Origin of the sequence: Pseudoalteromonas sp. '520P1 No. 423' (assembly GCF_001269985.1) — a bacterium.
Classification (GTDB): domain Bacteria; phylum Pseudomonadota; class Gammaproteobacteria; order Enterobacterales; family Alteromonadaceae; genus Pseudoalteromonas.
Genome location: NZ_BBZB01000002.1, coordinates 73,883 through 88,573 on the forward strand (window position 1 = coordinate 73,883; position 14,691 = coordinate 88,573).

The following is a 14,691-nucleotide window of genomic DNA, read 5'->3' on the forward strand; positions in this document are numbered from 1 at the left end:
GTTACAACAATAATCGGTACGTTATTTAAACGCAACTATCAATAAGGTTAAGAATAAAAATAAAGAAACGAGTTTCCAAAACTTCACTGGTTCTCGTTCCATAAATGGTATTTCTTTATAATGACCAATTTGTTTTATATTCTCAGCACAAATATCTGCTTCGAATTCAGAAAATGCGTTATATCTCTTTGTATGATCTGGTGAACATGCTTGTCTAATAGCTAAGTCGATTTCTATTGGGCAATCACTACGGAAGTTTCTAATCGTTTTGTATTGCCAAAGGGCTAAGTTATGATTTATTTCATACTGATTTTTAATCAATTTGTAGGGATATTTCCCAGATAATAACTCATAAACAACAATCGCAATTGAGAACATATCGCTTTTAAAATCGGCTTTACTTTCAATTAAGTATTCAGGGGCGCTATATTCTAACGTTCCCATAGGCATGTGTTTAATATTTTGATAACCATCATAAAATGACTTTATTTTGGCTGCACCATAATCAATTAATGTGATGTGCCCATTGTCATCAATAATGATATTTTCAGGCCTAATATCTAAGTGAACAATTTCCATTCTTTGTAAAACACGAACAGCCGTTATCAATTGTTTTAAAATGTTTTGTATTTTGTAAAGTTCTGGTTTTGGATTGTGCGTCATCCATTGTCTTAATGATTGCCCTTTAATGTGGCCACTTAAATGATACAAAAACTGACTTTTTTCTGGTGCAAAGGTTACTTTCATTAAATTTGCATGATCAATTCGTTCTCCTATCCATGCTTCTTGAATAAATGAACGTAAAAATTGTTTATCTTCAGAGAAATTTAATGATGGTGCTTTTAAAATTTTAATATTATCTTTGTCTTGCTCTTTGACCAAATAGATATGTGAGCGGGTATTATGCATAATGACTTGTTGAACTTGAAAATTGTCAATTTTGTCACCCACTTTTAGAGGTGGCGGGATCACTTTATTTTCAAAATAATCTGATAACGTTTGTTGATCATCTGTGACTGTTTTATCAATTTTGATAATCAAACAAGTGACGTTATCTGTACTACCTGATTCGATAGCTTTATCTACAAATTGTTTACTGAGTTGTTCTAAGTGGATTCTGGTTTGTGTGTTGTTTTTTAGTTTAGATAGCTGATTCTTAATATATTTGTCAGTTAAATGGTTAAAAACACCATCACTACTAAGTAAAAACATATCGCCTTTCTCTATAGGTACTTTTTTATAATCAACGTCAAGTCTGTTATCAGCCCCCATAGCCCGTGTTAAAACAGTATTTTTTCCACCTACTTTATGATTATGCTCTCTGGTTAATGTTTCCAATATATTATTTTGTAGTCTTGAAATGCGACAATCACCGACATGGAAAATATGTGCTGTTGAAGACTTACATACGATGGCCGAAAGTGTTGTTAACCATTGACTGGTTTTGTTTGTTTTTGCTTGACCGTATAACCAGTTATTTAAGCTAGTTAATACTTTCGCCCCCGATTTTTGCACTGACCAGGTATCTGGCGTTGCATAAAAGCTATCTATAAATTGTGTCACACTCAGTTGTGACGCTTCAGCTGCATTATCCGCACAAGATAAACCATCAGCAATAACGGCACTTGCTCCTTTATTTGTAAGTAAAGAGGCTTCAGGGATCAAAGCTGCAAAGGCATCTTGATTTTCAACTTTTATCCCTGCACTTGAATAACCGCCAATAATGACTTGAATTGCAGTTGATGTTTTATCCGATTTTTGCATTTTTATTTTCACATAATGCCTTGTTGCGCTTTAACTAATTATATAATTCACATTGATATCAAGTGTGATGTAAAGGCATTGAGTTTACTGCCTTTGCATCACTACCACGAAAGATATCAAGGATTAACCTACATTTATCAATTGTACTGTTCCATCGGCATTTACCTCTGCCATAGCGCCTTTTGGTTCGCTCATAAATAAAATAGCGATAAAGCCTACGACAGCACTTGCTGCAATCACCAAGAAAAATGTTTGATAATCAACTAAAGATAATATGGTTAAATATACAACTGCACCCACATTACCATAGGCTCCTGTCATGCCTGCAATCTGTCCTGTTAAACGTCTTTTTATTAATGGTACAGCTGCAAATACCGCACCTTCACCGGATTGAACAAAGAAAGAACACAGCATAACTGCAGCGACTGCTAAATACAGCGGCCATTCACTGTTCAATTGAGCAAGAATAAAATAGCCTCCAGCAAGTCCAAACGTTAAAATTAACAATACTTTTTTTCTGCCAAACTTATCACTTAGCCAGCCGCCGACAGGACGAGAGCCTAAATTCATAAATGCATATAATGAAGCTAGAAAACCTGCTTGCACTATATCTAAACTAAAAGTTTCACTAAAAAATAATGGCAGCATTGAGACAACTGCTAGCTCAGAACCAAATGTCGCAAAGTATAAAATATTTAAAACCGCAACTTGCTTAAATGAATATCTGTGAACTTCTTCAACAGGCGTTTTAAATATATGGCCATTAACTCTCCAAGTTTGTTTAACTTCATATAAAAATAACAAAATCAAACAGAAGTAGATTCCGATAGCAAAGTTATCGGTAATCATATTGACAGCTGCAGGAGATAATTTCCAAGTTAGTAATGCAAGTGCTGCATAAAGTGGTAATTTCATTAATAATAACAAGAAAAAGTCACCTGTTGATGTTACTTCCATAGCGCCAGTTGTTTTAGGCTTAAAGTATGTTGCGCCTTTTGGTGTATCAGACACATTGAAATACCAAATAAAACTAAATGCTAAACATAACAAGCCTGTTAACCCAATAGAATAGCGCCATGCGTTATCACCGGCAATGCCGATATCGACAAAATATAAAGTTAATACAGGTAATAACATAGCTGCGGCTGCTGAACCAAAATTACCCCAGCCCCCGTAAATCCCTTCTGCGGTACCTAACTCATTTGCAGGGAACCATTCACTTACCATACGTATACCAATTACAAATCCGGCACCAATAAAACCTAACGCAAACCTGGCAATTGCAGCTTGCATAAATGAATCCGCCAACGCAAATGCAAAACAGGGAATACTCGATATAGCGAGTAAAAGTGCATAAGTTATTTTAGGTCCATATTTATCAGTTAACATACCGATAACAATTCTAGCTGGGATAGTGAGCGCCACGTTGAGAATGAGCAATGTTTTTATTTGATCTGAAGTTAAACCTAAGCTTTTTGCTATCATACCCAGCAATGGCGCGTGATTAAACCACACTAAAAATGTGATAAAAAACGCCATCCAACTTAAGTGTAGTATTTTCATCTTTCCTGAAAAAGACCTGAGTTTAATGCCCGCTGCATCAGTCATATGTGAATCCTTATCATCTAAATATCTAATTTTTGATTAGAAATTGAAGTTTAATTTTATCTAAATGATTAAGAGCAAAGGCAATGCCAATATGATTATTAAATATAAAACAATAAGTTAATGTTTTATCGTTTGCTATGAATGGAATTGAAGCACCAAACAAAAACACCAATGCACAGCTTAAGTGCAACTAATTGAGTGTCTTGATTGTTTGTTTATTAAACTAAAGTTTGATAAATACTCAGATAATTCTATATTTAGCAATGAAGCTTTTCTTGTGTGTTAGTTATCAACTGCTCTATGAGGAATCAAACAATGTTTAAACACTATAATAAAAAACAGTTCAGCATCATGTTCACTGCAATGCTTGTTGGGATGTTATCAACTCACTCTGTATCTGCAGAAATTGCAGTAATAGTTAACTCAGCCAATGGCTCTACTTTAGATAAAAATTCAATTGAAAGAATATTCATGGGAAAAATGAAAAAATTCCCTAATGGCCAAGTAGCATTGCCAATGAATGCATCTAAAGGCATGAATTCTCGTGATGAATTTAATAAAGCCGTTATTGGTCGCTCTAGCAGCCAAGTAAATGCATATTGGTCCAAATTAGTTTTTACGGGTAAAGGAAGTATGCCTAATGAGCTCTCATCAGACGCAGAAATTATTGCAACCATTTCATCAAATAAAGGTGCGATAGGTTATATAAACTCAAGTTCTGTGACAGACGCCGTTAAAGTTATTGCTAAATTTTAAGTGAGGACAAAATGAAAGTTTTAAAAAAATCACTATCAGCCTTACTTGTATCAAGTGTTTTTATATCAGGCTATACAGTTGCTGATGTGAAAATTTCCGGCTTTGGGTCTGTTGTTGCAGGTCGAACTCTAGATGATGTAACGCTGGATAATGTTAACTATGATTGGAGTCAGCCTCCGAGTGCTTCTAACCCACCATCAGTTACCAGAGAGCAAATATTAACAGCTGATTTCTATGACGTAGGTCAATATAGTAACGACTTTAGTTTTAAACCTGAAACCGTATTTGCATTACAAGTTGTAGCTGATATGGGAGAAAATTTAAAAGTAACAGGCCAATTGGTTGCTAAAGGCACTGACGACTTTAGCCCTGAATTTGATTGGTATTATTTAACTTATCAAGCTACAGATGAGCTAACTTTAATGGCAGGAAGGCGAAATATCCCTATGTATTATTTTTCTGAGTTTTCAGAGGTGGGTTATGCGTACCCTTGGATGAGGCCGCCTTCAAATCTTTATTGGTGGCAAGTGACACAGTTTAATGGTTTAAATGCCATGTACGATTTTTCTTTGGCGGATTATTCAAATACGATTAGTGTCTTTTATGGTAATGAATATTCCAATGATAACAAAGAAATGAAATATTACGATGAATTATATGGAGGCAGTGCAAAATCAGTCAATGAATTATGGACAGATATCCTAGGATTTAATTGGAATCTTTCAGGTGATTTTTTTGATGTACGTTTTGTATATTTTCAAAATGATAGAGACAGAGAAACCATCGCTCAGGATGGTAGTATTGCAGATTACACTCCATTTTCACAAACGTTTTTAGGGTTTGGTGGCACAGTCGATCTAGCGATGTTCACATTTTTATTTGATTGGAACCTGGTAACTTATGATGATGCCCATGGTACAGAGTTTCCTACATACTTAATTTCAGCAGTATATAACTTAGATGAGTTCCACCCATTTATTAGTTACTCAAAGGCTGATCATAAACGGAAAAAACGCGTTAACACTGAGGATTATGAAGAGCATTACATGCTAAGTTATGGTATTCGTTATGACTTTCACCCAAGTGCATCTTTTAAAATACAATATGATAAATTTGTAGATGAAGCGGTGCCTGAGTCTGGTTGGCGTTATCACGGTGATTCCGATACTGTCACAGTAGGAGTAGATTTTATTTTTTAGATTTAGAGAAATAGCTACTGGGTGTTTTGGTAGCTATTTCTTTGAGTTTTATTGAAGTACATTAATTTAAATAACTAAAATTATTAGTTATTTTTATGCAAGATTTTTTTTTCCACGGCTAGCGCATTTTAATCCCGGACTCTAACAGGGTTGAGCGATATTCATCGTCTAGCCCTGACATTTTCTTTTTGGCCGCCATACTGGCTCGTTTCGACTCATCTTGCTTGAAAAATGCCATCCCTATCTTTCTCATAACGTTGAAGACCAGAGGACCTTGAGCTTTACGTATTCGTGACTCATCTTCTCTAAACGTCATATCAAGTACCCACTGCATACTTTCTACCTGCCAATGGCTTCGCACCGAATCTAGAGCCTCCTTGGCATTTAAGCCTAACGAGCTAATATACCAACGTGTCTCACTCGTCTCTTTACTTGTGGCCTTTTCAATAACATCTGATGTCACTTTGATGATGCTTTTTAGACCTTTGCACTGATATTTCTTATCTAGCCATACTTTATCAATCATTAATAAATATAATATATCTGTTGAAGAAGTTGTAAGTTATGAAGGAAGATTCGTGTTTTTAGTTTCTGTTAATCAAGAGCTATATTTATCTTCTATGCAAATAAAACAAAATAAATTGTTTTTAGAGGCTTTACTGCATTTAGGTAATGGCAATAAATTCTCTAATTTAGTTAAAGGTAACTCAAGTAACTTTTATGTCATAGACACAAACTATGGGAGTAACATTAGAGTTAGGCATATACAGATATTAACTGATTATTCTATGATACAAATAACGTCAAAAGAGTTTGGCGTGATACCAGATAATCAACAAACTACTCATGAGCAACTTCTTGCCAGCCCTACTGATTCTGAATCAGATGTGGTTGCTTACAGTGTGTTAGAGCAAGGAGATAAAGGTGTTATCCGTATAGAAAGTAATATTATGACCTTTTTGCCTGAAATGAACCAAAATGGTGAAGATAGCACTAAATTATTAGTCAGTGATATACATGGTAATAGCACTGAATTTAATATCAATTATTCAATAACACCTGTAAATGATGCGCCTGAATTAGATATAGCTAAATTTGAAGTAGCTGAAGACACAGTATTAAATTCTGTTTTTAAAATTACTGAAGTCGAAAATCATATTCATGAATTTACTTTAAAGGATTCATCCCATTTAAAAGGGGAAATTAAAATAGAAAAAAATGGCGTTTTCGAATTTACGCCAAATAAAAACTTTAATGGTGATACATCATTTGAGCTGAGATTAACAGATGAAATTGGCGATACTTTTGATTATGAAATTAATATTGTAGTTACTCCTGTTGATGATCTTCCTTTCGTTGTGACGGTACTTGAAACTGTAGCTTATGAAAGTAATGTTAAAGGGAAATTTGCAACAACTTATATTGATGGAGATGTACTTGAATATTTAATTTTTTAAGGCCCATTACATGGTTCTGTCACCATTTCAAATACGGGTGAATATAGTTATTCAGCTAATTCAGGTTTCACAGGGAAAGATTCATTTATTTATCAAGTATCAGATGGTGTTAATATAGTTTAAGGAAAAATAGAATTAACAATCTTAGCAAAACAAGAAGCTAAAAAAGCCGAATCAAGTTCAGGTGGTAGTATTTCAATACTCTTGTTATGTTTACTACTTTTTAATATGCGTCGACTAATAAAAATCAATAATTAAACTTAAAACAGCCTCAATATATTTTTATATCGAGGCTTTTTCTATACAGTTTAATTAAAATATCGCATGATATTTCTATCATTCCATAAACAAGTTGCTTGCTCTAACGCTTCCCGACTATTTAATCTTTGAGTTAAACTCAACATTACAGCTAAAGTGCCTGTTATTGCAGATATTGCATACTCATTTTGCAATTGACCTTGCCAAACAGATTTTAATTGTGAAATATCTTCCATATCTGCTTTGTGCTGCCTGCCAGAATATAACTGAGGAAAATCTACTGTATGATTTAACCCCTCGTTATCATTTAAATGTAATGTGAATTCTCTATCTGATTTAACTTCGACTTCTCCACCCTCTCCTCTAAAACACGCAACATTGGTATCATTAACTAAATTAGCAACTTGGATATGGCGTTCATCAAACTCTTTATGATATACCCCATGTAGGCTATAAGCGGCATTTGTAGGGTTTAACATTCTGGCTAAGGTATTTGCACAGGTTCGCAAGCCGAATAGCTCTCTTAAATCAATGAGTTGCTTTAATTTAGGGTTGAGATCGCCTAATTCTACGTAACAAAACCCATGAGCTTCTAAAAAGAGGTTTGCTTCAACCGTATTTGTACTGATCGGTAAGTTTAATAATTTGAAAACTTGGTCAAGATAAAGTCTTTGTGATTGCGGCTCTTTAGTGCCATGCAAAAATACTTTTTGTCCACTATCTGCGAGAGTTAATACCGCTAATAAAAACCAAGGAAGTTGTCGACGTTTTCCTGCATAACAACCAAGGTCTAAGTTAATACCTTTAATACTTTTAAATTCAGCTATTGTTGACTGACGCACTGCTTGTAAAAAACCGGCCAATTCATCTTCACTTTCTTCTCGTACTCTCAGCAGCATTAAAAAAGCGCCAAGTTGTTCTTTACTTACTTCACCATTAATTACTTGGTTCATAGCATCAAAGGCTTGTTCTTGGGATAAATATTTACCTGCTTTTTTGCCTCGACCAATATGACGGATATATTCAGAAAAAGGGGTTTTAACTTGACTCATTCACGACTTCACTCATTTTTAGCATATCTAAATCAACAATTTGACGGGCATTGATCACTTCGCCCACAACAATCAGTGCAGGACCTAATAATTTTAACCCTTTCATTGTTTCAGTGATATCTTTTAATGTACTTATAATGACCTGTTGTTGTTCTGTCGCACCTTTATCAATAATCGCAATAGGCATTGTAGCTATCATGCCATGTTTGATCAGGCTTTCTCTTATTTGATTAATGCGGTTTAATCCCATGTAAAATACTAAAGTATCTTTGCTGGATGCTAAATTTTGCCAATCAGCTTGTAATTCTTCCCGTTTTAAATGAGCAGTAACAAAACGAACAGATTGGGAATATTCTCTATGGGTTAAAGGAATACCTGAATAGGCTGCACAACCTGATGCGGCTGTAATACCGGGAACAATCGCAAATTTAATATTGTTATTTTTTAATGCATCTGCTTCTTCGGCTAAGCGTCCAAAAATACTGGGATCTCCTCCTTTTAATCGGACAACTTTTTTACCTGATAAACCCGCTTTTACCAGTAAATTACATATATTGTCTTGTTTGATACTATGTTTACCACAACGTTTACCTACAAATACTTTTTGTGTTTTTTTTGGTATTAATTGCAACATTTCGTCTGTGATCAAACTATCATAAAAAACGATTTCTGCTTCTTGCAACAGTCTATATGCTTTAATGGTTAATAACTCTGGATCACCAGGGCCAGCACCTATCAAGTAAACTTGTCCATGGCTTTCTTTATTTTTATTTATGTTTCTAACGTTATATTTTACGAGTAATTTTTTTATGCCGTTAAAGAAAGTCAAGTCACTGCTTATTCTCAATTGTGGCCAATTTAGCGCTGTCATACAGTAACTCCTGCTCTTAAGTTTTGATTTATGGGCGATAATCGCCCATTATTTTTATATAAATATGCTAAGCAACTTTCAGCTGCACTAAATCATCAATAATGCGTGTTTTAAATACGGCAACTGATTTAGTTTCATCTTGTATGCATAAACCTGAAGTTAATGAAAAGTGTTGTTTATATAATGGTGATGAGACAACGATATCTTCATCAATTGAGCCTATAATGCCCCGGTATAAAACATTTGCTTTACCAATTGGATCGTAATTACTGATCGCATAAGCTTGGTTAGTAGCTTTAAGATAAAAGATAGCGACTTGTTGTTCATCATTAAGCAATGCGCATATACCAGAATCATGTATTAAATCTTGTTGTTGGCAAATTGTTTGCCATTTTGTTGCAGCAGTCATAGAGTGCTCCTTATAATTCTTTGATTGTGATCAGTTGTTTTTCATCTGGTGTTGCAGGTCTTATTTGCTCACGTTCTGTAACAAACTGAATATTGCTATCGGTAAGTTCGCTATTAACAAATTGACGGAAACGCTTAAGAGACTCAGGGTTTTCAATCGTGGTTTTCCATTCACATTGGTAACTGTCTACAACACTTTGCATCTGACTTTCTAACTCAAGTGCTAATCCTAAGTTATCTTCAATAATGACTTGTTGTAAATATTCTAAACCGCCATCAAGTTCTTCTAACCAAACTGAAGTGCGTTGTAACCTATCTGCGGTGCGAACATAAAACATCAGAATGCGATCAATATATCTAACCATAGTTTGCGTATCTAAATCAGTTGCAAATAAGTCGCCATGACGTGGTTTCATACCGCCATTACCACATACGTATAAATTCCAGCCATTTTCAGTAGCTATGATCCCGATATCTTTACTTTGTGCTTCGGCACATTCACGTGTACAACCTGATACTGCAAACTTTATTTTGTGAGGAGAGCGCAGACCTTTATACCGGTTTTCAAGTTCAATTGCTTGTCCTACACTATCTTGCACACCATATCGGCACCAAGTACTACCCACACATGATTTAACGGTACGTAATGATTTACCGTATGCATGACCTGTTTCAAAACCAGCTTGAATTAATTCTTCCCAAATAGGCGGTAGTTGATCAACTCTTGCACCAAATAAATCAATACGTTGACCACCAGTAAGTTTGGTATATAAATTGTATTTTTTAGCAACTTCACCTAGTACTATGAGCTTGTCAGGTGTTATTTCGCCACCAGCAATACGAGGCACAATTGAATAGGTACCATCCTTTTGCATATTACCCAAATAGGTATCATTGGTATCTTGTAAAGGTAAGTGGCTTTGCTCCAGAATATACTCATTCCACACAGATGCTAAAATATTGCCAACTGCGGGTTTACAAATTTCGCAACCATGGCCTTTACCGTGCTTATCTCTTAATTCATCAAAAGATTTTATTTGCTCTACTTTTACAATATGGAATAATTGTTTACGGCTATAAGCAAAGTGTTCACAAATGTCATCTTTTACTTCTACGCCTAAAACAAGTAATTCTTTATCGACTGTTGTTTTTAATAATGCAGTACAACCACCACAGCCAGTACTGGCTTTAGTGCATTGTTTTAGTTCAGATAAATCAGTTGTACCATCAGCAATCGCTTGTTTGATATCGCCTTTAGTTACATTGTGACAAGAGCAAATCATTGCACTATCTGGTAGCTCAAATGCACCCATAGGTTCTGCATCCGAAGAGTGTGGTAAAATTAAAGACTCAGGAGCGTCTGGTAAATCCATATCGTTAAGTGAAATCTGCAATAACGAATCGTAATCACTGGTATCCCCTACCAATACAGCACCTAAAATTTTATTTTTATCTTCATCAATGACAAGTTTTTTATAAACGCCTTTGATTTGGTTTTCAAATATATAAGATTTTGAGCCAGGTGTTTTAGCATGTGCATCGCCAATAGAACCAACTTCTACACCCATTAGTTTTAATTTAGTGCTCATATCAGCACCATTAAACATCATTGAACCGCCACTTAATTGATCGGCCACAACACGTGCCATGGTATAACCTGGTGCAACTAAGCCAAAAATGAAGTTTTGCCACAATGCACATTCTCCGATGGCGAATATGTTTTCATCTGAGGTTTGGCATTGGTCGTTAATTACGATACCGCCACGTTCACCTATTGCTAAGTCGAATTTTTTAGCCAATTCATCTTGTGGTCTAATACCGGCTGAAAATAAAACCAGATCGGTTTCTAACTCTGTACCATCTGAGAACTTCAATTTATAACGGCATAAATCACCTTGTTCGATAACTTGTGTGGCTTTTTGGGTATGAACGGTTACACCTAAATCTTCAATTTTATTTTTTAATAACTTACCACCAGCTTGATCAAGTTGAACAGCCATTAGCTGAGGTGCGAATTCAACTACATGGGTATCTAACCCTAATTGTTTAATTGCGTTGGCAGCTTCTAAGCCTAATAACCCGCCACCTATGACAACCCCCACTTTTCCTGATTTAGCAGAAGCACTTATTGCCTCTAAATCTTCTATTGTGCGATAAACTAAGCAATGTTCTTGAGTGTTACCTGGGATGGGCGGGACAAATGGATATGATCCTGTCGCTAAAACCAGTTTGTCGTAATGATACGTTTGGCCAGACCTTGCTGTGACAAATTTATCAGTGCGATTAATATCAGTTATTTTTTCATTGGTAACAAAATTAACGCCTAGTTCATCATAATGCTCAGATGTCGTTAACGCTAAATCATTAGCACTCTTACCACCAAAAAACTCTGATAAATGCACTCTATCATATGCTAACCTTGGCTCTGCTGATAAAACAGTAATGTCACATGCTTGTTGTTTTTCAACCATACTTTCGACGAACTGATGACCAACCATGCCATTACCAACAACTAATATTTTTATTCTATTCGTATCCATTTGAGCCCCTATCATGTTAGTGAATTACACCTAACTTTCATTACAACTGTTATCAATGCTATATATTAGAATGGCAATAAGAGTGCCATTATTTAACCTTTTAAATTTCAATAGCTTATTGTATTTTATGTTTTTTGAGTCAGCTGTTTGCACTATTATGAAAAGGGATTGCACTTAGGGTGTGCGTGAAAATTAAGGCTAAATATTCAGTAATTCTGCGCGAATAAATTCCGGCCTACAGATTTATTTAAATACAAGGTTCTGATAACGACTCAATATAAAACAAAAAAAGCGTATCAACTCTCAAGGTAAGATACGCTTAGGTTTTGGTTGGAGCCAAATCGGTTAATTTAATACGATTGAATCAATTAGTTAATGTTAGGTTTTATACATCTGGGCTGCCACTGCCACCATTGTTGTTCACCATCTGGGGTATTGTCTTTTGTTTGATGTATATCCCAAGTGATCAAATAATTGGGATTGATCACTTTTATGTCAGCTTGACTGGTATGAAACTCGCCTTTTGGTGCTACAAACCAGCATGATAAATCACCAGGAATAATAAATTCTGCTTGGTTCGTTTTATCTGAAACAAGTCTTAATGTAATGCCTATTTCTTTATCGACGGACTTAACTGTACCTGCTAAAACAGTTTTTTTAAGTGTTTTACCGCTTATGTCAAAGTAACTCAATGCGATAAGGCACGACTTGTTAAGTGTATCATTTATGTCTTTAAGCAATTTAATACCTTAATAATGTTGTAATATTTGTAGGAGGGTCTTTAGGTCCGAATAAATACTTTCGTGTCTAAAGCTAACTCCTACAATTATTTAATGGGCTAAAGGCGCGACACCTGTTGCTGGGTTATCTGCTAAACCCACATCTCTAGCATGTTGTTCAAATCCTTTATTTTTCCAAAAGAATGCACCAGGCATGGTTGTTGGAATAACTAAAATATAAAACAAAGCACGACCAATTAGAGATGTAATACAGTTTAAAATTGCGAATAAACCCCATAATATTAACTGGTTGCCTTCTAATATATTAAGGAGCTGAGCACTCAATAAAACACAGGTGAATAAAATATTTACAGCTAATAAAGTGTTTCTTAAAAGGTATGTTTTGCCAAAAGTTGTATTTTGCACATAATGGGCTGCACCGCCTTCATTTTCATTACGGTTTAAATCTGAGTTATGTTTTATTAAGCCTAAAGCTTCAAAGAACATACCTAGAATAAATACCATGCTAAATACGAATAAAGACTGGGTTAAATCAATATTCATTACATATAAAGTCGGTAATATGATTATTGCACTTGTCATAGCGCCTAGAGACAAAGTATTGCCTATAAATGCGGTTGCAGTTTGTAGGTGATTCCAAAATGGACGCGCTTTTATTTGGTAACATTGATTCATATAATACAGACCTGCTAACCCTGAAATAACTGCAAACATACCAGTGCCAATAATGATATTGTTTAATGGCAATGTTTGCGTTAATTCGACTAAATCTAAACCAATATAGGCTTTTGTTAAGCCTACTAAGGTTTTATTTAGTGGTAATGAAAATAGCGCCGTAAGGCCACAACCCGCACTAAACATGGCTAAACCAAATCCTTCTCTGCTCATTGGGGAATGCCTTAAATTATTAAATCCACGGTAAAATCTAAATGGTTTGCCTAAATGTGTCACGCTCATAAATAAACCAAATGAGGTCATGAGTAAAGCGATGACAGTGAGTGGTAAAAACATGTCTGAAACCATGAATTGCTCAAATGATGTGATACCCAACAGAGCTGCAATAAATGGAATTAAAAATGTACCTAAAGCTGCTTGGGCAAATAAAGTAAATAAAACTAAAGGGTTTTCTCTGCTATTTAACTTCCCAAAATTCCAGCTTCTGGCTTTGCCTTTCTTTTGATCAATAACAGGTTTGTAATCACCTTTGTCATTTTTATGATATTTAACGGGCATATCATCAGTACGTGTCATTTCATCAGGTAAGCTTTTGGTTTGTTGAAAACGTATATTTGGGTTTGTAATGCTTGGATCAGGGAAACCTGGTATAGATATTTTACATTGTTGACGTTTTTCAGGCGTATTTTCAATTACGCCAAAATCTAATGCATTGCCAACACAGGCGGAGACACAAGCAGGCTTTAGTCCAACCTCTAATCTATCAACACACATATTACATTTAGAGACCTGACCTTCTACTGGGTCTAACTGAGGTGCATTATAAGGGCAAACCCAAGTACAATAACCACAACCAAAACATGTATCCGGATCTTGTAAAACAGCGCCATATTCAGCATGTTTAGTATAAGCACGCGTTGGACAGCCCTTTAAACAGACAGGATCATCACAGTGATTACACGCCATAGAAATATTCATGCGTTTATAATCAGGGTATGAGCCCCCTTCAACATAACCAACAGATCTAAATGATAAGTGGGCAGGAGTTTCATTTTTTTCTGCACATGCTGATTCACATGCATGACAACCAATGCAGTTATCTGCTGTGAAAAAGAAACCATGTTGTTTATTTCTATTAGGGTTCGAACCCACTTCTGGATTTTCATTAATAAACATTGATCGCTCTTTTGGATGATCGGTAATATCTATTAAATCAATACGTTTACCATAACGATTGGTCTCTTTTGCTTTAACATCAGGTAAGTACGCATATTTTTGCTCATCAGTTCTCACTTCCCAATGATTTGAGCGCCCTGCCTGCTCTTTTGAAACTTTCATCGTTTTAGGATCAAAGCTTTGTACA

The 14,691-nt window shown here is 35.3% G+C and carries 11 protein-coding genes and 2 pseudogenes; 4 read left to right on the plus strand and 9 right to left on the minus strand.

The window, feature by feature from the left end:
- Positions 1 to 21: 21 nt before the first annotated feature.
- The gene (locus tag PSA_RS18970; protein ID WP_052380002.1) at positions 22 to 1,776 is read right to left on the minus strand and encodes a bifunctional protein-serine/threonine kinase/phosphatase; all 1,755 of its coding nucleotides are present in this window, start codon (positions 1,774 to 1,776) and stop codon (positions 22 to 24) included.
- Between the two features lie 111 nt (positions 1,777 to 1,887).
- A complete protein-coding gene (locus PSA_RS18975; RefSeq protein WP_042145549.1) occupies positions 1,888 to 3,372 on the minus strand; it encodes a NarK family nitrate/nitrite MFS transporter in 1,485 nt (494 codons plus the stop codon).
- A 315-nt stretch (positions 3,373 to 3,687) separates the two neighbouring features.
- Between PSA_RS18975 and PSA_RS18980 the strand changes: the two genes are divergently transcribed.
- Together PSA_RS18980 and PSA_RS18985 are read left to right on the plus strand one after the other, a co-directional pair.
- Positions 3,688 to 4,128, plus strand: coding sequence for a phosphate ABC transporter substrate-binding protein (locus PSA_RS18980; protein WP_231665420.1), 441 nt, complete (start codon positions 3,688 to 3,690; stop codon positions 4,126 to 4,128).
- 11 nt (positions 4,129 to 4,139) lie between these two features.
- On the plus strand, positions 4,140 to 5,327 hold the full coding sequence (locus PSA_RS18985) for a hypothetical protein (protein ID WP_042145551.1): 1,188 nt from the start codon (positions 4,140 to 4,142) through the stop codon (positions 5,325 to 5,327).
- Positions 5,328 to 5,445: 118 nt separating this feature from the next.
- Here PSA_RS18985 and PSA_RS18990 read toward each other — a convergent pair.
- Positions 5,446 to 5,856 (minus strand): annotated as a pseudogene (locus PSA_RS18990) (ISAs1 family transposase); the annotation flags it as partial.
- Positions 5,857 to 5,905: 49 nt separating this feature from the next.
- On the opposite strand from PSA_RS18990, the gene PSA_RS18995 reads away from it, so the two are divergent.
- Positions 5,906 to 6,784, plus strand: coding sequence for an Ig-like domain-containing protein (locus PSA_RS18995; RefSeq protein ID WP_042145558.1), 879 nt, complete (start codon positions 5,906 to 5,908; stop codon positions 6,782 to 6,784).
- 15 nt (positions 6,785 to 6,799) lie between these two features.
- Positions 6,800 to 6,907, plus strand: a pseudogene (locus PSA_RS27305) (Ig-like domain-containing protein); the annotation flags it as partial.
- Positions 6,908 to 7,092: 185 nt separating this feature from the next.
- Here the strand turns inward: PSA_RS27305 and PSA_RS19000 are convergent.
- From PSA_RS19000 to PSA_RS19025, 6 genes are all read right to left on the minus strand, one after another.
- Positions 7,093 to 8,094: a glycosyl transferase family protein gene (locus tag PSA_RS19000; RefSeq protein ID WP_042145559.1), complete on the minus strand. Its 1,002-nt coding sequence runs from the start codon at positions 8,092 to 8,094 to the stop codon at positions 7,093 to 7,095.
- Positions 8,081 to 8,965: a uroporphyrinogen-III C-methyltransferase gene (cobA, locus tag PSA_RS19005; RefSeq protein WP_052380003.1), complete on the minus strand. Its 885-nt coding sequence runs from the start codon at positions 8,963 to 8,965 to the stop codon at positions 8,081 to 8,083. Before cobA ends, PSA_RS19000 begins: the two co-directional genes overlap by 14 nt.
- Before the next feature lie 67 nt (positions 8,966 to 9,032).
- Positions 9,033 to 9,374 (minus strand): nitrite reductase small subunit NirD, encoded by a 342-nt coding sequence (nirD, locus tag PSA_RS19010; RefSeq protein ID WP_042145565.1) that lies wholly within the window; start codon positions 9,372 to 9,374, stop codon positions 9,033 to 9,035.
- A 10-nt stretch (positions 9,375 to 9,384) separates the two neighbouring features.
- On the minus strand, positions 9,385 to 11,913 hold the full coding sequence (gene nirB / locus PSA_RS19015; RefSeq protein ID WP_042145566.1) for a nitrite reductase large subunit NirB: 2,529 nt from the start codon (positions 11,911 to 11,913) through the stop codon (positions 9,385 to 9,387).
- 368 nt (positions 11,914 to 12,281) lie between these two features.
- The gene (locus PSA_RS19020) at positions 12,282 to 12,653 is read right to left on the minus strand and encodes a hypothetical protein (RefSeq protein ID WP_052380004.1); all 372 of its coding nucleotides are present in this window, start codon (positions 12,651 to 12,653) and stop codon (positions 12,282 to 12,284) included.
- A 90-nt stretch (positions 12,654 to 12,743) separates the two neighbouring features.
- Positions 12,744 to 14,666, minus strand: coding sequence for a DmsC/YnfH family molybdoenzyme membrane anchor subunit (locus PSA_RS19025; protein ID WP_042145761.1), 1,923 nt, complete (start codon positions 14,664 to 14,666; stop codon positions 12,744 to 12,746).
- Positions 14,667 to 14,691 lie beyond the last annotated feature (25 nt).